22 protein-coding genes and 1 tRNA gene are annotated in these 19,944 nt (G+C 71.4%); 16 read left to right on the top strand and 7 right to left on the bottom strand.

Annotation, left to right across the window (positions count from 1 at the left end):
* The first annotated feature begins 44 nt into the window (after positions 1–44).
* Genes ACQSSQ_RS16690 through ACQSSQ_RS16675 form a run of 4 tightly spaced genes read left to right on the top strand, consistent with a single transcriptional unit; the run spans position 45 to position 2,409 of the window.
* Positions 45–476 (top strand): CoA-binding protein, encoded by a 432-nt coding sequence (locus ACQSSQ_RS16690; protein ID WP_431328238.1) that lies wholly within the window; start codon positions 45–47, stop codon positions 474–476.
* Positions 473–922, top strand: a complete 450-nt coding sequence (arfB, locus tag ACQSSQ_RS16685) for an alternative ribosome rescue aminoacyl-tRNA hydrolase ArfB (protein ID WP_431328237.1) — start codon at positions 473–475, stop codon at positions 920–922. Before ACQSSQ_RS16690 ends, arfB begins: the two co-directional genes overlap by 4 nt.
* 46 nt (positions 923–968) lie before the next feature.
* Complete coding sequence (locus tag ACQSSQ_RS16680; protein WP_431328236.1) at positions 969–1,733, top strand: hypothetical protein; 765 nt, start codon at positions 969–971, stop codon at positions 1,731–1,733.
* A gap of 19 nt (positions 1,734–1,752) precedes the next feature.
* On the top strand, positions 1,753–2,409 hold the full coding sequence (locus tag ACQSSQ_RS16675; RefSeq protein WP_431328235.1) for a hypothetical protein: 657 nt from the start codon (positions 1,753–1,755) through the stop codon (positions 2,407–2,409).
* A gap of 19 nt (positions 2,410–2,428) precedes the next feature.
* Here the strand turns inward: ACQSSQ_RS16675 and ACQSSQ_RS16670 are convergent, their stop codons facing one another.
* Positions 2,429–2,860 (bottom strand): GNAT family N-acetyltransferase, encoded by a 432-nt coding sequence (locus tag ACQSSQ_RS16670; protein ID WP_431328234.1) that lies wholly within the window; start codon positions 2,858–2,860, stop codon positions 2,429–2,431.
* An 84-nt stretch (positions 2,861–2,944) separates the two neighbouring features.
* On the opposite strand from ACQSSQ_RS16670, the gene ACQSSQ_RS16665 reads away from it, so the two are divergent.
* The 4 genes from ACQSSQ_RS16665 to ACQSSQ_RS16650 are packed head-to-tail and all read left to right on the top strand — an operon-like array spanning position 2,945 to position 5,930.
* On the top strand, positions 2,945–3,805 hold the full coding sequence (locus ACQSSQ_RS16665) for an alpha/beta fold hydrolase (RefSeq protein ID WP_431328233.1): 861 nt from the start codon (positions 2,945–2,947) through the stop codon (positions 3,803–3,805).
* On the top strand, positions 3,798–4,418 hold the full coding sequence (locus ACQSSQ_RS16660; RefSeq protein ID WP_431328232.1) for a TetR/AcrR family transcriptional regulator: 621 nt from the start codon (positions 3,798–3,800) through the stop codon (positions 4,416–4,418). The genes ACQSSQ_RS16665 and ACQSSQ_RS16660 overlap by 8 nt, the downstream gene beginning before the upstream one ends.
* Positions 4,415–5,095, top strand: a complete 681-nt coding sequence (locus tag ACQSSQ_RS16655) for a hypothetical protein (RefSeq protein WP_431328231.1) — start codon at positions 4,415–4,417, stop codon at positions 5,093–5,095. The genes ACQSSQ_RS16660 and ACQSSQ_RS16655 overlap by 4 nt, the downstream gene beginning before the upstream one ends.
* A gap of 34 nt (positions 5,096–5,129) precedes the next feature.
* A complete protein-coding gene (locus ACQSSQ_RS16650) occupies positions 5,130–5,930 on the top strand; it encodes an SDR family NAD(P)-dependent oxidoreductase (protein WP_431328230.1) in 801 nt (266 codons plus the stop codon).
* Here ACQSSQ_RS16650 and ACQSSQ_RS16645 read toward each other — a convergent pair.
* Both ACQSSQ_RS16645 and ACQSSQ_RS16640 read right to left on the bottom strand, forming a co-directional pair.
* On the bottom strand, positions 5,927–7,171 hold the full coding sequence (locus ACQSSQ_RS16645; protein ID WP_431328229.1) for a D-arabinono-1,4-lactone oxidase: 1,245 nt from the start codon (positions 7,169–7,171) through the stop codon (positions 5,927–5,929). The genes ACQSSQ_RS16650 and ACQSSQ_RS16645 overlap by 4 nt on opposite strands.
* Before the next feature lie 73 nt (positions 7,172–7,244).
* Positions 7,245–7,327, bottom strand: a tRNA-Leu gene (locus ACQSSQ_RS16640).
* A 201-nt stretch (positions 7,328–7,528) separates the two neighbouring features.
* Here ACQSSQ_RS16640 and ACQSSQ_RS16635 point away from each other — a divergent pair.
* From ACQSSQ_RS16635 to pknB, 6 genes are all read left to right on the top strand, one after another.
* The gene (locus ACQSSQ_RS16635) at positions 7,529–8,407 is read left to right on the top strand and encodes an FHA domain-containing protein (protein WP_431328228.1); all 879 of its coding nucleotides are present in this window, start codon (positions 7,529–7,531) and stop codon (positions 8,405–8,407) included.
* Positions 8,404–8,898 carry an FHA domain-containing protein FhaB/FipA gene (locus ACQSSQ_RS16630; RefSeq protein ID WP_431328227.1) on the top strand — a complete coding sequence of 165 codons (495 nt, stop codon included), beginning with the start codon at positions 8,404–8,406 and terminating at the stop codon, positions 8,896–8,898. The genes ACQSSQ_RS16635 and ACQSSQ_RS16630 overlap by 4 nt, the downstream gene beginning before the upstream one ends.
* Before the next feature lie 9 nt (positions 8,899–8,907).
* The gene (locus ACQSSQ_RS16625) at positions 8,908–10,230 is read left to right on the top strand and encodes a PP2C family protein-serine/threonine phosphatase (protein WP_431328226.1); all 1,323 of its coding nucleotides are present in this window, start codon (positions 8,908–8,910) and stop codon (positions 10,228–10,230) included.
* Positions 10,227–11,612, top strand: coding sequence for an FtsW/RodA/SpoVE family cell cycle protein (locus ACQSSQ_RS16620; protein WP_431328225.1), 1,386 nt, complete (start codon positions 10,227–10,229; stop codon positions 11,610–11,612). The genes ACQSSQ_RS16625 and ACQSSQ_RS16620 overlap by 4 nt, the downstream gene beginning before the upstream one ends.
* A complete protein-coding gene (locus ACQSSQ_RS16615; RefSeq protein ID WP_431328224.1) occupies positions 11,609–13,084 on the top strand; it encodes a peptidoglycan D,D-transpeptidase FtsI family protein in 1,476 nt (491 codons plus the stop codon). The genes ACQSSQ_RS16620 and ACQSSQ_RS16615 overlap by 4 nt, the downstream gene beginning before the upstream one ends.
* Positions 13,085–13,193: 109 nt before the next feature.
* Positions 13,194–15,020: a Stk1 family PASTA domain-containing Ser/Thr kinase gene (gene pknB / locus ACQSSQ_RS16610; RefSeq protein ID WP_431328223.1), complete on the top strand. Its 1,827-nt coding sequence runs from the start codon at positions 13,194–13,196 to the stop codon at positions 15,018–15,020.
* Between the two features lie 76 nt (positions 15,021–15,096).
* Here pknB and ACQSSQ_RS16605 read toward each other — a convergent pair whose 3' ends face one another.
* Together ACQSSQ_RS16605 and ACQSSQ_RS16600 are read right to left on the bottom strand one after the other, a co-directional pair.
* Positions 15,097–15,696, bottom strand: coding sequence for a hypothetical protein (locus ACQSSQ_RS16605; protein WP_431328222.1), 600 nt, complete (start codon positions 15,694–15,696; stop codon positions 15,097–15,099).
* A gap of 216 nt (positions 15,697–15,912) precedes the next feature.
* Entirely contained in the window at positions 15,913–16,206 is a 294-nt protein-coding gene (locus tag ACQSSQ_RS16600; protein WP_431328221.1) for a cell division protein CrgA, read from the bottom strand.
* A gap of 109 nt (positions 16,207–16,315) precedes the next feature.
* On the opposite strand from ACQSSQ_RS16600, the gene ACQSSQ_RS16595 reads away from it, so the two are divergent.
* Together ACQSSQ_RS16595 and ACQSSQ_RS16590 are read left to right on the top strand one after the other, a co-directional pair.
* Complete coding sequence (locus ACQSSQ_RS16595; protein ID WP_431328220.1) at positions 16,316–17,077, top strand: DUF881 domain-containing protein; 762 nt, start codon at positions 16,316–16,318, stop codon at positions 17,075–17,077.
* Between the two features lie 107 nt (positions 17,078–17,184).
* Positions 17,185–18,510, top strand: coding sequence for an adenylate/guanylate cyclase domain-containing protein (locus ACQSSQ_RS16590; protein ID WP_431328219.1), 1,326 nt, complete (start codon positions 17,185–17,187; stop codon positions 18,508–18,510).
* Here ACQSSQ_RS16590 and ACQSSQ_RS16585 read toward each other — a convergent pair.
* Both ACQSSQ_RS16585 and ACQSSQ_RS16580 read right to left on the bottom strand, forming a co-directional pair.
* The gene (locus ACQSSQ_RS16585) at positions 18,455–19,357 is read right to left on the bottom strand and encodes a rhomboid family intramembrane serine protease (RefSeq protein WP_431328218.1); all 903 of its coding nucleotides are present in this window, start codon (positions 19,355–19,357) and stop codon (positions 18,455–18,457) included. The genes ACQSSQ_RS16590 and ACQSSQ_RS16585 overlap by 56 nt on opposite strands.
* 12 nt (positions 19,358–19,369) lie before the next feature.
* Positions 19,370–19,894: a peptidylprolyl isomerase gene (locus tag ACQSSQ_RS16580; protein ID WP_431328217.1), complete on the bottom strand. Its 525-nt coding sequence runs from the start codon at positions 19,892–19,894 to the stop codon at positions 19,370–19,372.
* Between the last annotated feature and the right edge of the window lie 50 nt (positions 19,895–19,944).

Below are 19,944 nucleotides of genomic sequence, written 5' to 3'. Positions count from 1 at the left end.
CCGACGGTGCGGCGCGGTGGTGGGGCCGGCGCTACCGTCGACTCATGGACACCGACTGGCAGGACCCCGCTGCGATCTCGTTGATGCTCGACGACCTCCAGACGTGGGCCGTCGTCGGCCTTTCCGGCGACCGCTCGCGCACCGCGTACCGGATCGCCGAGGCGTTGCAGGAGCGCGGCAAGCGCATCGTCCCGATCCACCCCTCCGCACCGACCGTCCTGGGCGAGCAGGGGTACGCGACGCTCTCCGACGTGCCGTTCCCGATCGACGTGGTGGACGTGTTCCGTCGCTCGGAGGCGGCCGGTCCCTTCGCCGACGAGGCCGTCGCGATCGGGGCGAAGGGCGTGTGGTTCCAGCTCGGCGTGATCGACGAGGCGGCGTTCGAGCGGACCCGCGCGGCGGGCGTCGCCATGGTGATGGACACCTGCCCGATGATCGAGTGGGCACGGACCGATCGGCGGACGGGAGCCTCGTGAGCCCGGCCGCGAGCGGCCCGCTCGTCGTACCCCCGGGCCCGGGCCTGCCCGACGGCCTCGTGATCCCGGAGCGGGAGATCGAGGAGAGGTTCTCGCGCTCTCCCGGTCCAGGCGGACAGTCGGTGAACACGACCGACAGCCGGGTCGAGGTCGTCTTCGACGCCGCCGCGTCGGAGGTGCTGACGCCCGTGCAGAGGGACCGGATCGTCGCGGCCCTCGGCTCGGCCCGCCTCAGCGTCACCGCGTCCGAGCACCGTTCGCAGCTGCGCAACCGCACCGCCGCCCGCGAGCGCCTCGCGGAGCGGATCCGTACGGCGCTGGCGCCCCCGCCCCGTCCCCGGGTCGCGACCAAGCCGACCCGCGGCTCGCAACGACGCCGCGTCGAGGCCAAGCGTCGCCGGGCCCAGACGAAGTCCGGTCGCGGCCGCGTCCGCGACACCGACTGAAACCGAGGCCTGGCGTCCCGCCTCCGTCGACCGCGAGGATGGGGCGATGGTCGGCAGACGCGTCCTCATCGGGGTGCTCGCGGTCGCGGTCGTGCTCGTCGGTCTGGCGACGATGGCGTGGTCGACAGCAGGTGAGCCGGTCTGGTGGACGCGCGCCGACATCACGGAGCACGGGACCGAGATCCGCGTCCGCTACACCGGGAGCGAGTGCGACCAGCAGCGATCGGTCGACGTCGACGAGTCGTCCGCGGAGGTCGTCCTGACCGTCACGACGCGCGCGCTCACCAGCGGATGCAGCGACGTCGGCGTCGCTCGCACGGCGGTCGCGCGTCTCGAGGCGCCGCTCGGCGAGCGTGCGCTGTTCGACGGGACCTGCCTCGACGGCGCTGACCGCGACTTCTGCCGCACCAAGGTCACGCTCACGGGCGCGGAGGGGCGTGCGGTCCGCAAGCCGCTGCACGCCCCGGCGAACTACGATCCGGACACCGTGGGGTTCGTCGCCTGCGCGAAGACGCTGGTCGAGGGACGCGTGGTCCGCGTCGTCGACGGCGCACCGGGACGGATGCTCACCACACTGCACGTCGACACCTGGGTGCGGCCTGCGTCGGGACCGTCGACCATCACCGTGGACACCCCTGACATCGCCGCCGAGGGAGCGTACGACCGGTGGCCGGCCGCGATGCCGATCCGGCTGTTCGTCGACGTGGACCCGGACGCGCTCCCGAGCTGGCACTTCGAGGACCCGGGGTGGCGGGCGATCCTCGACGCTGCTCCGAAGGCCGAAGGATCGGAGTGCTTCTACGGGCCGTGACGGCGCTACGCTCGGCCTCATGACCGACGAGCACCCTGAGAACACCGGCCCGGACCGCTGGACCGACGAGGCGAAGGACGCCTTCGTGCGCGCCGCCGAGGCCCTCAGCTCCGCGCTCCGCACCCACACCGTCGCGGTCGCCGCGGCAGGGTCCGACGCGGACGTCGCGACGATCGACGCCGCCAAGGAGGCGCTCGCGAACGCCCTCGAGTCCTACGACGAGGCGCAGTACGACTACAGCGGCACCTTCCCGCCGTTCGCGATCATCGAGGAGGACGTCGACGCGGAGGACGGCCACGACCACGTCCACGACGGGACCCCGCTCGGTGACCAGGAGGTCACGGGCGTGACCGTGCTCCAGCGGATGGACTACCGCATCACCGACCCGCAGGCCGTGATCGCCGCCGGTGTCGTCGCGCAGAAGGCGGGCGCCGACGAGATCGAGGGGCCGGTGACCGACCTCGGCGAGGCGTTGTACGCCCTCGCGCACAGCCGCGGCATCGGGGGCTGGAGCCAGCTCGCCGAGACCTCCGGCGTCGTCCCGGTCGCGCAGGTCACGCTCGCGGTCGCCAACGAGGGCCTGCTTCCGACCGACCCCGACGAGTGGCCGGAGGACTCGCTCTCGGTCGAGGAGGGCGAGCTGATCTTCCAGGAGGGCGCGACCTGGGTCGAGTGACCCGGGTGCCGGCCCGGCCTCACGAGCCGGGCCGGAGCATCCACCTCCGCGGTTCGTCCACCACCGCGAACCCGTACCTCTCGTACAGCCCGTGCGCGTCGGCGGTCGCCAGCATCGTGCGCCGCAGGCGCATCCCGTCGAGCGCGGCGACGACGCCGTCCATGAGAAGGGTCCCGACCCCCCGACCCCGCACGGACGGGTCGACGAACACGTCGCACAGCCACGCGAACGTCACGCCGTCGGTGACCACGCGCGCGTACGCGACCTGCGTGCCCGCGGCTTCGTAGACGCCGTAGTTCCGCGACCCGTCGATCGCGGCGTCCTGGACCGCGCGCTCACGCCCGAGCGCCCAGTACGCCTGCTCGCTGAGCCACGCGTGGACGCGGGCGCGGTCGATGCGTGCCGTGTCGTCGGAGAACGCGTACGGCTCTGGTGCGGGGTCGGCGATCACGCCGCCACGCTACGACACCCCTGTGCTCTGCCCTCGTGCGGCGTCCGCTTGAAAGTTAATGCCATTAGCCGTATGGTGATGGACATGAGCCCGATGCACACCGACACACCCGTCCAGCACCTCACCGTTCCCGAGGGCCGCATCGCCTACACCGACGCCGGTGCGGGCCCGCTCGTCGTCCTGGTCCCCGGCATGGGCGACCTCCGCGCGACCTACGCGCCGGTGGTCCCCGTCCTCGTCGACGCCGGCTACCGCGTCGTGGTCACCGACCTGCGCGGGCACGGCGACTCCGACACCGACTTCCGCTCGTACGGCGACGAGGCCACCGCCTCCGACCTCCTCGCGCTCGTCGAGCACCTCGACGCGGGGCCCGCGGTCCTGGTCGGCAGCTCGATGGGCGGGTCCGCCGCCGTCATCGCGGCCGCCGACCGGCCCGAGCTCGTGCGTGGCGTCGCCATGCTCGCCGGCCTCCTCCGTGAGCCCGTCTCCCCGCCGGTCGGAGCCGTGCTCCGTCTGGCCTACCGGGTTCTCTTCGCCCGCCCGTGGGGCGCCGCCGTCTGGGGCTGGTACGTCCGCTCCATGCTGAGCAAGGGCCGCCCGACGCCGGACCTCGACGGCCGGATCGCGCTCCTGCGGGAGGCGCTGGGCGACCCCGCGCACCTGCGCGCGTTCCGCCGCCTCGCCGTCGCCCTCGACCACCGCCAGGTTGAGCGACGCCTCGCCGACGTGCGTACGCCGGTGCTGGCGTTCTACGGCGACACCGACCCCGACTTCTCCGACGTCGAGGCCGAGCTCGCCTTCGCCCGCGAGACCGTCGGGGCGGAGGGGGTCGTCCTGCAGGGCGTCGGCCACTACCCGCACCTGCAGGCGACCGACGACGTCCTCGCGCTGCTGCTCCCGTTCCTCGCGAGCACCACCGGGCACGAGGCCGACGCCGATGCCTAGGGTCGGCCTCAACCGCGAGCGGGTGGTGGCGGTGGCCCTGGAGGTGGTCGACGCCGGCGGCCGTACCGGCTTCGCGGACCTCACCCTCGCTGCCGTCGCCGCCGAGGCCGGGGTGTCGACGCCCAGCCTCTACAAGCACGTCGCCTCCCTCGCCGACCTCCGGCGCGCCGTCGCCGTGCACGCGGTGGGCGAGCTGGTCCGCCGCACCAGCCGCGCGACCGTCGGCCGGTCCGGCCCGGACGCGATCCGGTCGCTCGGCCACGCGATGCGCGACTACGCGAAGGCGCACCCCGGGCGCTACGCCGCCCTCCAGGTCGCGGCGGATCCGGACGACCCCGCGGACGCCGAGCTCGCCGCCGCCGGAGCGGACGCCGTCGGGGTGCTCGCCGCGGTGCTGCGCGGCGCAGGCGCACCGGACGACCGCCTCGTCGACGCCGTACGCATCCTCCGCTCAGCCGTGCACGGGTTCGTCACGCTCGAGCTCGACCTCGGCTTCCGTCTCCCCGAGGACCTCGACACGACGTTCGACACCCTGCTCGACGTCGTCATCCTCGGCCTCGCCGCCGTGAACACCTCGCAGGACGACCTCTCCCCGTCAGGAGCACCCTCATGAGCGCGACCACCCTCGTCTCGACCGCGACTCGTACGCGGACCTGGACCGTCGCCGCCTTCGTCGCGTCGGGCGTGCTGTTCGCGCTCTTCCCGGTCCTGCGCCCGTGGGCCGACGAGACGACGCCGTCGGCCGACCTGGTCACGGCGTACGCGTCCGACCGGTGGATCCTCGCGCACCTCTGCGGCATCGCCGCGCTGACCCTGCTCGGCCCGGCTCTGCTCGGCCTGCGGTCGCTGCTGGCGGGGACCCCCGGTGAGCGCGTCGCGGGCTGGGCGCTCGGGACCGCATGGGCCGGAGCGGCATGCGCAGGTCTCTACTTCGGCGCGGAGATGTTCGGCATCCACGTGCTCGCCACCGACACCCCCGGCGGCCAGCCGCTGCTCGACCTCGTCGCGGCGCTGCGGGAGCAACCCGTCGCAATGACGCTCTTCGCCGCCGGTCTTCTGCTGCTCGCGGCCTCGGGTGTGCTCGCAGCGGTCGCAGTGGTCCGCTCGCAGCGCTACCCGGCGACGTCCGGCGTCCTGCTCGCGGTCGCACTGGTCCTGCTGACCCCGCAGTTCTGGGGCGGACCGGCCGTGCGGATCGGCCACGGACTCCTGTACGCCGCGGGGTGCGGCGTGGTCGCGTACGTCCTCGGGCGCCGCCGCTCCGGATCGGACCACGGCCGTTCCCTCTAGCGGAACAGCGTTCCTATCATATACGTTTCGTCGCATGACGACTGCGGTGATCACGGGCAGCAGCAAGGGGATCGGCTTCGGGCTGGCGCAGGAGCTGCGTGGACGTGGGTACGACGTCGTGGTCAGCGGCCGCGGCGAGGCGTCCGTCGCCGACGCGGTCGAGCGCCTCGAGCAGGCCCAAGGGACCGGCCGCGTGCTCGGCCTCGTGTGCGACGTGTCCGACCCCGCCTCGGTGCAGAAGCTGTGGGACTCCGCCGTGGCCGAGCTCGGCACGGTCGACCTGTGGATCAACAACGCGGGCGTCGCACGGACGGTCCACCCGGTCGTCGACCTGCGGCCCGAGTGGATCGTCGAGATGGTCACGTCGAACATGGTCGGCACCATCCTCGGCAGCCGTGTCGCCGTCCGCGGCATGACCGCCCAGGGCCACGGCCAGCTCGTCAACGTCCTCGGAGGCGGCTCGGACGGCAAGATCCGCCCCGGAATGACCGTGTACGGCTCCACGAAGCGGGGGCTGCGCGCCTTCACCGACGCCCTCGTGCGCGAGACGGCGGGAGGCCCGGTCAAGATCGTGTCGGTCAGTCCCGGCGTGGTGGTCACCGACGGGATGATCCGCGAGGCGAAGGAGCTGGGTCCGGAGGGGTTCGCCCGCGTCCGCAAGGCGATGAACATCCTTGCCGACCCCGTCGACGAGGCGGCACCCGCGATCGTCGACCTCATCCTCGCCAACCCCAAGCACGGTGCGAGCCTCAAGCGGGTGAGCAGCCTCGACATCGGCCTGCGCTTCGCCAAGGGCGGCAAGGGCCGCGACGTCTTCGCCGGCGCGGGACTCTAGCGCCGGAGCACGGTCCGCTCGAGGAACGCGTTGCGGAAGCACCCCTCCGGATCGAGACGGTCGGCGAGCGCGACGAAGTCCGGCAGCCGTGGGTAGCGCGCCGCCAGCGCGTCCGCGTCGAGCGTGAACCACTTCCCCCAGTGCGGGCGGGCCTCGTACGGCGCCAGCGCCTCCTCGACCGCGGGCAGGAGCCGGCGTACGGCGCTCGGGTCACGGACCAGCGTGAAGTGGATCGCGACCGTGTCACGCCCGTACGCCGGGCTCAGCCACAGGTCGTCGGCCGGCATCGTCCGGATCTCGGTGACCTGCAGCAGCGGGTCGATCCGCGGACCGAGGGCGCGCAGCGCCGCCACGGCGTCGGGGAAGCTGGCGCGGGGCAGCAGGTACTCGGCCTGGATCTCCGCCCCGACGCTCGGCGTGAACCCCATCCGGAAGTGCGGCAGCCGCTCGAACCACGGACCCGGGACGCCACCCTGCGGCGTCGCGTGGACCGGGTCGATGCCGAGGATCGGATGCTGGTCCGCCGTCGCGGGGACGCCCCAGGTGGCCGACGGCTCGGCCTGCACCCTGCTCTTCCACCACACCTGCTCGACCGCCTCAGCACCCCAGCGCGTGAAGATGCTGACGCTGTCCGCAGCCGACGTGATCGCGTCGAGCTCGCCGACCACCGTCTCCCACGGGACCGCGTTGTGGACGCGTTGGCGCACGTCGTACGCCGGTTCGACCCGCAGCGAGACGCGCGTCACGACGCCCAGCGCGCCGAGGCCGACGACCATCCCGGCGAAGTCGGGGTCGCCCTCGCGCACGGTGACCAGGTCGCCGTCCGCGCCGACGAGCTCGAGCGCGACCACGGCACCGGCCAGCGTCGGGATCCGGTCACCCGACCCGTGGGTGCCCGTCGCGACCGCGCCCGCGACCGAGATGTGCGGCAGGGACGCCATCGCGGCGAGCGCCCATCCCGCCTCGTGCAGGACCGGCGCGACATCGCCGTAGCGGGCAGCGGCGCTCACGGTCGCAGTGCGCGCCTCGGGGTCCAGGACGACCTCGTGGGGGATCGCGTCGAGGGCGACCAGCACGCCGGGGGAGTCCGCCAGGTCGTGGAAGGAGTGGCGGGTGCCGAGCGCGCGGACCCGCGACGCCTGCGCGACGACGCGACGCAGCTCGTCCACGGTCGTCGGCCGGTGGAGGGTGGTCGCCTCGTACGCGTGCGTCTCGGCCCAGTTCCGCCCCGGCGTCGTCACGTCCCCACGGTCGCACGAACGGCCCTGGACGCACGAGATCCCGGCCAGGAAACCTGACCGGGATCTCGTTCTGTGCGCGAGGGGGGATTTGAACCCCCACGTCCTTGCGGACACTGGCACCTGAAGCCAGCGCGTCTGCCATTCCGCCACTCGCGCGAGTGCGTGCCGAGTCTAACAGCCGCCCCCAGAGGTCCTTGAGAGGGGGCGCCGCGCTCGCCTCGTCCACCGTCCGGCGTGTGACCACGTCGTGCCGCTACGCCCGCCCGATACGATCGGGTGGACGCGCGGGGGTCATCTCCGCGAGAGTACGCGTGTCCGGACGACGACGGCACGAGACGACAGGAGGAGGTCGCGGCGATGGGAGTGCTGCAGCGCTTCGAGCAGCGGCTCGAGAACGCCGTCTCGGGTGCCTTCGCCCGGGTGTTCCAGAGTGCGGTCCAGCCGGTCGAGATCGCGGCTGCCCTGCAGCGCGAGCTCGACAACGGAGCCCAGATCCTGTCGCGAGACCGGGTGCTCGTCCCCAACGACTTCACCGTCGAGCTCTCGCAGAGCGACTACGAGCGGCTCGCGCCCTACGGAGGCACGCTCTCCGGCGAGCTGTCGGAGCTCGTGCACGAGCACGTCGCCGAGCAGCACTACACGCTCGCCGGGCCGCTCAAGCTCGAGTTCGTCCACCAGCCCGACCTCACCACCGGGCGCTTCCGGATCCGGTCACGGGCCTCGGCCGCGGTCACCCCGGCCGCAGGCGTCCGCATGACCGACACCGCCGTCGCCAAGGCCCCCGTCGTCCTCGAGGTCAACGGGGTGCGCCACCCTGTCGAGCCGCCGGGCGTCGTGATCGGTCGCGGCACCGACGCCCAGCTGCGCATCAACGACCCCGGCGTCTCCCGCAAGCACGCACAGGTCCGCGTCTTCCTCGAGGGCAGCAGCGTCCGGGTCGCCATCGAGGACCTCGGCTCGACCAACGGCATCGTCGTCGACGGCCGCCGCGTCACCCACGCGGTCCTCACCGACGGCTCGCGGGTGCAGCTCGGCAACACCCTCGTCGTCGTCCGCAACCCGCACGCGCGCCCCGGTCCGCCGGTCGGACCGACCGGCCCGGTGGCACCGCCCGCCGCGCCGCACACCGGTCCCCAGCCCGGAGCCCCGAGCTCGCGTCCCGACAGCCCGCAGCCGTGGGCCGGCCCCCCGCAGGTCTCACCGCCGCAGGCTGGGCCGCAAGGCGGTCGCTGGTGACCGAGCTGACCCTGACCCTCATCAAGCTCGGGTTCCTCGCGGTGCTCTGGCTGTTCGTGCTCTCCGCGGTGTCGGTGATCCGCTCCGACATCTTCGGTGCCAAGGTCGAGACGCCGCGGGCGCCGAAGCAGCCCAAGCAGCCCCGCCAGAAGAAGCAGAAGCAGCCGAAGGCCCCCAAGGGCCGCAAGCCCAAGCGCGGGATGCCGTCGACCCTGGTGGTCACCGACGGCCCCAACGCGGGCCAGATGGTCCCGGTGACCGGCGCCGACATCCTGCTCGGTCGCGGCACCGACGCGGCGATCCGGCTCGACGACGACTACGTGTCCACGCGGCACGCTCGCTTCTCGACCAACGGCGAGCAGTGGTACGTCGAGGACCTCGGCTCGACCAACGGCACCTACCTCGGCAGCCAGCGCGTGACGTCCCCCGTCCCGGTCGACCTCGGAGTGCCCGTACGCCTGGGCAAGACCGTGGTCGAGCTCCGGAAGTAGGCGACGCCCGTGTCCGCCCACCAGCCCCGTCTCGGCTACACCTACGTCGCGCTCTCCGACGTCGGGCGCCGCCGCACCTCCAACCAGGACTCGGGCTTCGCGAGCCAGCACCTGCTGGTGATCGCCGACGGCATGGGCGGCGCGGCCGCGGGCGACCTCGCCTCGTCCGAGGTGATGCACGTCGTCCGCCGCCTCGACAACCCGCCGACCGGCGACGTGATCGAGGCGCTCGCGGGTGCGGTGCACCGGGCCAACGACCGTCTCGCCGAGGTGATCGAGGACGACCCGAGCGTGGAGGGGATGGGCACGACGCTGACCGCCCTCCTCTGGAACGGCACGACCTTCGGCCTGGCCCACATCGGCGACTCCCGCGCGTACCTGATGCGCGACGGCCAGCTCCACCAGATCACCAAGGACCACACGCTCGTGCAGAGCCTGGTCGACGAGGGCCGCCTCACCCGCGAGGGCGCACGCACCCACCCCAACCGCTCGCTGATCCTGCGCGTCCTGCTCGGGCGTGACGAGGCCGAGCCGGACCTGACCCTGATCGAGCCCCACCTCGGCGACCGCTACCTGCTGTGCAGCGACGGGCTCTCCGACATGGTCGACGACGACTCGATCGCCGACGTCCTCAAGCACGCGCCCAACGTCGACGTCGCGGCGGTCGAGCTCGTGCAGCGCGCGCTCGCCGGCGGCGGAGCCGACAACGTCACCGTCATCCTCGGCGAGATGGTCGACCTCGACGCGCCCGCCGACCCGACGCTCGCCTCGGCCGACGGCCAGCCGATGCTCGTCGGCGCCGCGTCGGAGCAGGCCCGTCCAGGCGCGGGCACGACCCGCACCGCGACCAATCTCGACGTCGTCGCGTCGAGCGACGACGAGCACGACGGCGCGGTCAGCACCAAGGTCGAGCCGACGCCCGCCGACCCCGAGGCCCTGCGCTACGCCCCGCGACCACCGCGACGCTTCATCTGGCTGCGTCGCCTGGTCGTCCTGGCGGTCATCGTCGGCCTCCTCGCGCTCGCGGCCAAGCTCGCCTACGACTGGACGCAGCGGCAGTACTACGTCGGCACGTCGGACGGCAACGTCGCCATCTTCCGCGGTATCCAGGCCGACGTCCCGCTGATCGACCTCGACAGCGTCGAGGAGGTCACCGACATCACCGTCGAGTCCCTCCCGACGTTCCGCGCGAACCAGGTCGAGAAGGGGATCACGTCGACGTCGCTGGACGACGCGCGCGACACCGTCGAGCAGCTGCGCGACATCGCGACCCGGTGTGCCGACCCCGCCCAGGCCAACGCGCCGGGCACGGAGTGCGGAGGCGTCGAGTGAGCGCCGGCACCGTCCCTCCCACCGTCGTCCACCGCAAGCGACGGGGCGCCGAGGCGCTCCTGATCGCCCTCGCGCTGGTCATCGTGATCTTCGCGTTCGTCGCGGTCGGTCTCGGCGCCCGCGACGAGGTCCCCGGCTTCGTCGCCGGTCTCGCCGTGCTGCTCGCCCTGATCGCGACCGCCACGCACCTGGTCGTGCGCTTCGTCGCGCCGTACGCCGACCCGGTCCTCGTGCCGCTCGTCGTGGCGCTCAACGGGCTCGGCATCGCGATGATCTACCGCCTCGACCTCGCCCGGACCGACCGGTTCGGCGCGGACGCGCAGCAGTTCGCCGGCAAGCAGGTGATGTGGACCGGACTCGGTCTGCTCGTGTTCGTCGCGGTGCTGCTGATCGTGCGCGACCACCGCAAGCTCCAGGCGTACACGTACACCTTCGGCCTCGCCGCCCTCGTCCTGCTGATCCTGCCGCTCCTGCCGTTCATCGGGACGCAGATCAACGGCGCCCGGATCTGGGTCCACGTGGGCAGCATGAGCCTCCAGCCCGGCGAGTTCGCCAAGATCTGCCTGGCGATCTTCTTCGCGGGCTACCTGGTCGTGAAGCGCGACGCCCTCGCGCTCGCTGGACGCCGCTTCATCGGGATCGACTTCCCGCGCGGCCGCGACCTCGGACCGATCCTCGTGGCCTGGCTGGTCAGCCTGGGCGTGCTGATCTTCCAGCGCGACCTCGGCTCGTCGCTGCTGTTCTTCGGGCTGTTCGTCGTCATGCTGTACGTCGCGACCGAGCGCCCGGGGTGGCTCGTCGTCGGCACGCTGCTCTTCCTCGGCGGTGCGGCGTTCGCGGCGACGACCTTCGGCCACGTCCAGAGCCGCATCGACGCCTGGCTCGACCCCTTCCCGGTCACCGACGCCACCCACCAGCTGGTGCAGGGCCTGTACGGCATGGCCTGGGGCGGTCTCCTCGGCCGCGGGCTCGGCGAGGGCAACCCCTACCTGACGCCGTTCTCCTACTCCGACTTCATCTTCGCCTCGATCGGCGAGGAGCTGGGGCTGGCCGGAGCGATGGCCGTCCTCCTGATGTACGGCCTCATCGTCGAGCGGGGCCTGCGCATCGCGCTGCTGTGCCGCGACGCGTTCGGCAAGCTCCTCGCGACCGGCCTCGCGGTGTCGTTCGCGCTGCAGGTGTTCGTGGTCGTCGGCGGCATCACGCGGATCATCCCGCTGACCGGCCTGACGACGCCGTTCATGTCGTACGGCGGCTCCTCGATCCTCGCCAACTGGGCGATCATCGCGCTGCTGCTGCGGATCAGCGACCAGAGCCGCCGTCCGCCGCCGGAGGCCGCCCCGCTGCAGATGGACGACGCGACCCAGGTGGTGAAGCTGTGAACCGGCCGATCCGCGTGATGTCGATCGTGTGCCTCGCCCTGTTCGTGGCGCTGCTCATCGGGGTCAACTACATCCAGTTCGTCGACGCCGACACGCTCAACGCCAAGAACGGCAACCGTCGCGTCATCGACGAGGAGTTCGCGCGCGAGCGCGGGCCGATCCTCGTCGGCGACCGCGCGATCGCGGAGAGCGTCCCGATCGACGACGAGTGGAAGTTCCAGCGCCGCTACCCCGAGGCCAAGCTGTACGCCGACATCACCGGCTACTTCAGCTACACCTACGGGCGCAGCGCCCTGGAGCAGTCCCAGAACGCCATCCTGTCCGGCAGCGACAGCCGGCTGTTCGTCAACCGCGTCGTCGACCTGATCGGCTCCAACCAGCCGCGCGGCGGCAGCGTCTCGCTCACGATCAACCGCAAGGCGCAGCGAGCCGCCGCGGAGGGCCTGGCCGACCTCCCCGGCGACGCCAAGGGTGCCGCGGTCGCGATCGACCCCAGCACCGGCGCCGTGCTCGCGATGAGCGGCACGCCGACGTACAACCCCAACGTCCTCGCCAGCCACGACCTCGACGCGGTGTCGAAGGCGTGGGACCGGCTCAACGCGTCCGAGGACCAGCCGATGCTCAACCGCTCGACGCAGCAGATCCTCCCGCCGGGCTCGACGTTCAAGATCATCACCGCCGCCGCGGCGATGGAGAACCTCGGTCTCACCCCGACGAGCAAGGTGAAGGGCGGCAGCTCGCTGACGGCGCCCGGCTTCGGGTCGTACGAGCTCGTGAACCAGGGCGGCGGCAACTGCGGCGGCAACAGCATCACGCTGACGCAGGCGCTCGAGGTCTCCTGCAACGTGACGTTCGGCGACCTCGCGATGAAGGTCGGCCAGGCCGACATGCAGGCGCAGGCGGACGCCTTCGGCTTCTCCAGCCGACCGATCGACCAGCTGGCGAGCAACCCGAGCCAGTTCACGGCCGACCCCGACGAGGAGCTCGAGCCGCCGCAGCTGGCGCAGAGCGGCATCGGCCAGTACGAGGTCGCGGCGACGCCGCTGCAGATGGCGATGGCGACCGGCGCCATCGCGAACGGCGGCGCGCTGATGCAGCCCTACCTCGTCTCGACGGTGCGCTCGCCCGACCTCAAGACGATCGAGACGGCGAAGCCGAAGAAGATTCGCGACGCCATCTCGGGGGGCACCGCCACCGGGCTCAGTCAGATGATGGTGGACGTGGTCGACAACGGCACGGGTGCACCGGCAGCGATCTCGGGCGTCGAGGTCGGCGGCAAGACCGGCACCGCCCAGTCGACCCCGGACCGCCCGCCGTACGCGTGGTTCGTGTCCTTCGCCCCGGCGGACGATCCCAAGGTCGCGGTCGCCGTCGTGGTCGAGTCCTCGAGCACCGGGCGCGACGACATCTCGGGCGGACGGCTGGCCGGGCCGATCGCCAAGTCGGTCATCGAGGCGGTGATCGGCCGATGAGCGGATCTGGACCGACGACACGCGTGGGACCGATGACACCTCCTCGAAACGGGGATCTCACCGTCCTCCCGGTATTTTTGAGCAGTTGCCTTGAAGGAAGCAGGAAACGATGACCGAAACGCCCATCGGCCCGGGTCAGGGCTATGCAGGGCCGCCGGGTGCGTACGGCCGCCTCGGCGACCGCTACGAGATCGGCGGTCTGCTGGGCAGTGGCGGCATGGCCGAGGTCCGGATCGGCCGTGACCTGAGGCTCGGCCGCACCGTGGCGATCAAGCGTCTGCGGATCGACCTGGCGAGCGACCCGACGTTCCTCGCACGCTTCCGTCGTGAGGCACAGTCCGCTGCCGCCCTCAACCACCCGTCGATCGTCGCGGTCTACGACACCGGCGAGGCCACCGGCCCCGACGGCCACACGGTGCCGTTCATCGTCATGGAGTACGTCGAGGGGCGCACGCTCCGCGACCTCCTGCGCGAGATGGACCGCGACGGCCGCAAGATCCTGCCCGAGCGCACCCTCGAGATCACCGCAGACATCCTGGCGGCGCTCGACTACAGCCACCGCGCCGGCATCATCCACCGCGACATCAAGCCGGCCAACGTCATGCTCACGCCGTCCGGCCAGGTCAAGGTCATGGACTTCGGCATCGCCCGGGCGATCGCCGACACCTCCTCCGCGATGACGCAGACGGCCGCCGTCGTCGGCACCGCGCAGTACCTCTCCCCGGAGCAGGCCCGCGGCGAGACCGTCGACGCCCGCAGCGACATCTACTCCACCGGCTGCCTCCTGTACGAGCTGCTGACCGGCCGTCCTCCTTTCCAGGGCGACAGCCCGCTCTCGGTCGCGCTGCAGCACGTCCGCGAGCAGGCGCCGCCGCCGTCGGCGTTCAACCCGGAGGTCTCGCCGGCGATCGACCGCGTGGTCGCGACGGCGCTGGCCAAGCGCACCGACGAGCGCTACCAGAGCGCCGCGGCGATGCGCGCCGACATCGAGCGGGTCCTCGCCGGCCAGCCGACCGCCGCCTCCGCCGCGCCCACCGCCCAGTACGCCCCGGTCCCGCCGGCCCCCGCGACGGAGGCGCTGCCCCCGGCCAACCTTCCCCCGGCCTCCGACGAGGACGAGGACGGCAAGAGCAAGCGCTGGATCTGGATCCTGTCCGCGATCGCGGCGCTGCTCGTCGTCGGGCTCGCCGCGTGGGGGCTGCCCAAGCTCCTGGGTGGCGAGGATCCGCCCCCGGTCGAGCAGATCGCGATGCCGGACGTCACCGGGATGGACCAGGCGGCCGCCGAACGCAAGCTGACCGGGCCCGACTACGGCTTCACCCAGGGCGAGGTCACCCAGCAGGCGAGCGCCGAGGTCGAGGAGGGTGCGGTCATCTCGACCGACCCCGCTCCCGGTATCGACACGCCCAAGGGCGCCGACACGACCTTCAACCTGGTGGTGTCCACCGGCCCCGAACGCGTCGAGATCCCGTACCTCGTGGGCAAGAAGCTCAAGGAGGCCCGACAGCAGCTCGAGGGCCTCGGGCTCCAGGTCGAGGTCGTCCAGGAGGAGAGCGACCGGCCCAAGAACGAGGTCATCAAGACCGACCCGTCGCCGGGCGAGATGGTCGACCCCGGCACGTCGGTGACGCTCACGGTCTCGCAGGGCAAGTCCGACGTCCCGGACGTCGTCGGCAAGATGCGCGACGAGGCCGAGCAGATCCTCAAGGACGCCGGCTTCGAGGTCCGCGTCATCGAGACCGCCTCTGACCAGCCTCCGGGCACGGTCACCGAGCAGATCCCGGGCGCAGGGGAGCAGGCGGACCCGGGTGCGCAGATCATTCTCACGGTCTCGACCGGACCGGCGACGACCGATCCGACGGACCCGGGGACGACCGACCCGACTGACCCGCTCTTCCCCGAGGGCAACGGCAACGGGAACGGCAACGGCGGGTAGCCGGTCGCCGCAGGAGCGGACGCAGCACGACAGGGAGGGACCTGGTCACGCGACCGGGTCCCTCCGTCGTTCGTCCTCAGGCCGTGCCGGTGACGGCGTCGAGCTTGTTGTACGGGACCAGCGCTGGATTCCCGTGCGGGTCCAGCTCGCGCGCGGCGTCGTCGTACACGTTGACGGTGACCCGCTTCCCCTCGGCGATCGAGAGGTCGTACGGGTCCGGGTGCGCGGACGCGGTGTAGACGCGGCGCGGGTTCGGGTTGCCGGCGTACGACAGGGTCACGTAGACCGTGTCCTTGTCCGCGCGCGTGTCGTACACCCACAGCTGCTCGGAGTAAGGGTGGAACTCCACCTTGGCCCGCAGCGTGCTCCCGGTCCGGACCTCGAGCTTCGCACCCCGGCCACCGGCGTCGTACCGCAGGAAGGTGCCGTCGTACGCGTCGTTCATCCGGCATCCAGCGCCGTCCTTGAAGGCCCGCAAGGTCCCTGAGACGACCTTGCACGACCCGATCGCCACCTCGGCTTCCGGTGTGCTCGGGTTCTTGTAGGCGCTGGCCGGCGGGGCCGTCAGCATGGACGCGGTGGCCAGGACGGCTCCGCCGAGGGCGACGGCAGCGATCGCCGACGACGTCCTGCCACGTGTGGATGTGCGCTGCTTCCGGCGCTCACGACTGTGCATAACTCTGCTCCTCTCGTCGGGACGCACGATCGTGCGTCTCGTCGAGCAGCGTCGCGCCGGTCCCTTTCACGACGGTTTCAACCCACTTGCCCACCTGCCCACGACGACGAAGGCCCTGGGTTCGTGCGAACCCAGGGCCTTCCGTCTTCCACAGGGGTTATCCCCAGTGTGGAGAACTACACCGGTGTCATTCCGGTCGCGTCAGGTGTGGACGGCTCACTCCCACTTCATCGCGAAGCCGAAGGCGGCGACGATGAAGCCCATGCCGATCACGAGGTTCCAGCTCTCGAGATCCTTCATCACGGGGATGTCGTTGCCCGCGGTGTAGAACGCGACGATCCACAGCAGGCCGATCACGGCGCACGCGATCATCAACGGGGCGGCCCAGCGGTTGCCGATCTTGACGGGCTTCACGGGCTTGCGGCGACTCTCGGCGGCCTCAGCCGCAGCCTCGCGCTTCGCAGGGTTGCCCGAGCGCGCTGCGGACTTGTTGGACTCGGCTTCGGACACTCAGGACACCTCGACAGGACGGGCACGCCCCAGCACCGGGACGGCATCAACAGTTGTTTCTGTCGGCTAGCGTAGTCGGCGCACCTCGCGGTCGAGAAGGAGAGCACCCGTGACGGTCCAGGACGGGCAGGCGGAGACGCCTCGACCACGGCCTCCTCTGTGGCAGAGGAGCCCGTGGTGGATCGCCGTTCCCGTCACGACCGCGCTCGCCGGCGTCCTCTTCGTCACCAGTGCCATCAGCTCCGAGGGCGACGACCTCCGCAGCGAGGGGACCGACCTCCCGACGCTCCTCGAGCAGCGGCGCGACAAGGTCGCGTCGCAGCAGCAGGTCGTGGACGACCTCAGCTCCCAGATCGAGACGCTGACCGAGGACGTCGAGACCCGTGAGGTGTCGACGGCGCGGAGCGAGGTCCGCGCGCTGCGCGGTCCGGCCGGCTTCACCGAGGTGAGCGGGCCCGGCATGCGGGTGTCCCTCGAAGACGCCCCGCGCGACGTCGACGAGCCGGGGCTCGACCCCAACCTCCTCGTCGTGCACCAGCAGGACATCCAGGCGTTCGTCAACGCGCTGTGGGAGGGCGGCGCCAGCGCGATCACGCTGCAGGGCCAGCGTCTGATCTCCACCACCGGCATCAAGTGCGTCGGCAACTCCGTCATCCTCAACGGCGTCCCCTACTCACCGCCGTACGTGATCGAGGCGGTCGGCGACGTCAGCGACCTCTACGCGGGACTCGACCGCTCGGGGGCGGTCGAGACCTACCGTGAGTATGCCGAGCGCTACCAGCTCGGGCTCGCGATCTCCGCGAAGTCCGAGATCGTCGCCCCGGCCTACTCCGGCACGGTCGACCTGCAGTACGCCGAGCGCGCGGAGTAGTCGCCCGGCTCGCCCTGCCTCGGATGCAAGGAGGGCGACCTCGGCATCGGGACAGGGCATCATCGTTGACGCCAAGATCGTCAGCGTCTCACCACGAGGATCGCCGGGTGACCCCATCCGATGTCGTCGCCGACCCGTGGCTGCGCGGATGGCAGCAGCGGCTCGTCGGTCTGCTCGAGCAGCTGTCCCGCCTCGGTGCGCGGCCGGACGCGTCGCGCGACGAGCGACTGCGCTGCGGCACCCTGATCTTCGCCTCGGTGCTGATCGCCCTCCTCTCCTTCATCTGGGTGGTGAGCCTTCTCGCGCTCGGCGACCCACGGTCGGCGGCGGTGCCGGCCGCCTACCAGGTCATCACGGTGGTGGGGCTCGTCGTGCTGACACGCACCCGCCGGTTCGACATCTTCAGGACCACGCAGCTCCTCGTCATGCTCACGTTCCCGGTGCTTCTGCAGGCCTCGCTCGGTGGTGTCGTGGCCTCGGGAGGAGTGGTCCTGTGGGCGATCTTCGTCCCGCTCGCCGCTCTTGCGCTGCTGGGGATCCGTCGCTCTGCGCCATGGCTGGCCGCGTTCCTCGTCGAGCTCGTCGCCCTCGCGCTGCTCGACCCCGTGCTCTCCCGCGACGCGAGCGACCTCGCTCCGGCGTTCGTGATCTCGCTCTTCGTCCTGAACGTCACGGGGGTCACGGTGAGCGCGTGGGTGATGCTCGCCTACTTCGTCGACCAGCGAGCGCGAGCCCATCGCGCGCTCCAGGCCGAGCGGGAGCGTTCCGAACGTCTCCTCCTGAACGTCCTTCCCCAGCCGATCGCGGAGCGGCTGAAGAGTGGCACGGGCGTGATCGCGGACCACTACGACGACGTGACGGTGCTCTTCGCCGACCTGGTCGGCTTCACCAGCCACGCGGCGGCCATCGAGCCCGCCGAGCTCGTCGCCCTTCTCGACCGGATCTTCTCGGCGTTCGACCGGCTCGTCGACGAGGAGGGCCTGGAGAAGATCAAGACCATCGGTGACGCCTACATGGTGGCAGGCGGACTGCCGGTCGAGCGGGCGGACCACGTGCAGGCCGTCGCCCGTACCGCCCTCGCCATGCAGGACCAGATCGCGGACATCGCCGCCGGGACCGGGCAAGAGTGGCTCGACGTCCGCATCGGGATCGACACCGGACCGGTCGTCGCGGGCGTGATCGGCCGACGGAAGTTCATCTACGACCTGTGGGGCGACACGGTGAACACCGCGAGCCGGATGGAGTCGCACGGGGTCCCGGGCGAGATCCAGGTCACGGCCCGGGTGGCGTCCGCGCTCGGCCCGCAGTTCCTCGCGCAGCCGCGGGGAACGATCGAGGTGAAGGGCAAGGGGCCGATGTCCACCTACCTCTTGCGCGCTAGTTCAGCTGAAGCGTCCGCAGCGCCGTCACGACGACGATCGCGACCCAGATGACCCCGAACGCCGCGTACTGGACCAGCGTGCGGCGTGCGCGCGGCGCGTACGCGAAGGCGGCGCCGAGGAGCAGGCCGGCGACGAAGCCCCCGAGGTGCCCCTGCCAGCTGATGTTGGGCACCGCGAACGTGATCACGACGTTGATCCCGACCAGCATCAGCAGCCCACGGACGTCCTGACCCTGCTTGAACATGATGACCAGCGCCATCCCGAACAGCGCGAAGATCGCACCGGAGGCCCCCAGCGTCGGCTGGTTGGGCGGCGAGAGGACGTACACGAACACCGACGCCGCGACCGCGGACGTGAGGTAGGCGATGAGGTAGCGCACCGTGCCGAGATAGCGCTCCAGGACAGGTCCGAAGAGGTACAGCGCGTACATGTTGAACGCGATGTGCAGGATCCCGGCGTGGAGGAACGCCGCCGTCAGAAGCCGCCAGTAGGCACCGTCGGCGACACCACGCAGGAGCTCGATGCCGTCAGCGGTCTGGTAGACGGCCGAGTCGCCGAGCATGACGCCCCATGCCCACAGGGGACTGTCGCCGAGACCGCCGGTCGCCACCATCGCGAGGTACGCGACGACGTTGATGCCGATCAGGGTGAGCGAGACCGTGCCCGGCTTGCCGGGGATCAGGCCGCCTGCGGACGTCCGAGCCTGGCGAACCTGCGCCTGGCCCTGCCGGACGCAGTCCGGGCACTGGTAGCCGACCGACGCCGGGTGCATGCAGTCGGGGCAGATCGGCCGACCGCACCGCTGACAGGCGATGTAGGTCTCCCGATCGGGATGTCGGTAGCACCGGGGCGGCACCTGCTGAGGCGCCGCCCCGGCGTCGTACGGGGGTTGGGTCATCGACGGAGGTGCTCAGCCCTCGGTGACGACGACCGACTCGATCACGACGGGCTCGACGGGACGATCCATGCGACCCGTCTTCGTCGTGCCGATCGCGTCCACGACGGCCTTGCTCTCGTCGTCGACGACCTCGCCGAAGATCGTGTGGCGACGGTTCAGGTGCGGCGTCGGCACCGTCGTGATGAAGAACTGCGAGCCGTTGGTGCCCGGACCCGCGTTGGCCATCGCGAGCAGGTAGGGGCGGTCGAACTGCAGCTCCGGGTGGAACTCGTCCTCGAACTGGTAGCCCGGGCCGCCGGTGCCGGTGCCGAGCGGGTCACCGCCCTGGATCATGAAGCTGTCGATCACGCGGTGGAAGGTCGTCCCGTCGTAGAACGGATCGTTGCGCTCGGCGCCCGTCTCGGGGTCGCGCCACGTCTTGGTGCCGGTCGCGAGGCCGACGAAGTTGTCCACGGTCTTCGGAGCGTGGTTGGGGAAGAGCCGGATGGCGATGTCGCCACGGTTGGTCTTCAGCGTCACGGTCGACTGGTCAGCCACGATTGCCTCTCGTTCGTTGTTCCTGCGCTCCCATCCTCCCATGCGGGTCC

The organism is Mumia spirodelae (assembly GCF_050632745.1).
GTDB lineage: Bacteria > Actinomycetota > Actinomycetes > Propionibacteriales > Nocardioidaceae > Mumia.
This window is presented reverse-complemented; position numbering and strand designations above follow the sequence as displayed.

Excerpts from the sequence above, each read along its gene's own strand:
- pknB (WP_431328223.1), top strand. The coding sequence starts at position 13,194 with ATGACCGAAACGCCCATCGGCCCGGGTCAGGGCTATGCAGGGCCGCCG.
- ACQSSQ_RS16665 (WP_431328233.1), top strand. The coding sequence starts at position 2,945 with ATGAGCCCGATGCACACCGACACACCCGTCCAGCACCTCACCGTTCCC.
- ACQSSQ_RS16635 (WP_431328228.1), top strand. The coding sequence starts at position 7,529 with ATGGGAGTGCTGCAGCGCTTCGAGCAGCGGCTCGAGAACGCCGTCTCG.
- ACQSSQ_RS16660 (WP_431328232.1), top strand. The coding sequence starts at position 3,798 with ATGCCTAGGGTCGGCCTCAACCGCGAGCGGGTGGTGGCGGTGGCCCTG.
- ACQSSQ_RS16655 (WP_431328231.1), top strand. The coding sequence starts at position 4,415 with ATGAGCGCGACCACCCTCGTCTCGACCGCGACTCGTACGCGGACCTGG.
- ACQSSQ_RS16585 (WP_431328218.1), bottom strand. The coding sequence starts at position 19,357 with ATGACCCAACCCCCGTACGACGCCGGGGCGGCGCCTCAGCAGGTGCCG.
- ACQSSQ_RS16680 (WP_431328236.1), top strand. The coding sequence starts at position 969 with ATGGTCGGCAGACGCGTCCTCATCGGGGTGCTCGCGGTCGCGGTCGTG.
- ACQSSQ_RS16690 (WP_431328238.1), top strand. The coding sequence starts at position 45 with ATGGACACCGACTGGCAGGACCCCGCTGCGATCTCGTTGATGCTCGAC.
- ACQSSQ_RS16605 (WP_431328222.1), bottom strand. The coding sequence starts at position 15,696 with ATGCACAGTCGTGAGCGCCGGAAGCAGCGCACATCCACACGTGGCAGG.
- ACQSSQ_RS16675 (WP_431328235.1), top strand. The coding sequence starts at position 1,753 with ATGACCGACGAGCACCCTGAGAACACCGGCCCGGACCGCTGGACCGAC.
- ACQSSQ_RS16650 (WP_431328230.1), top strand. The coding sequence starts at position 5,130 with ATGACGACTGCGGTGATCACGGGCAGCAGCAAGGGGATCGGCTTCGGG.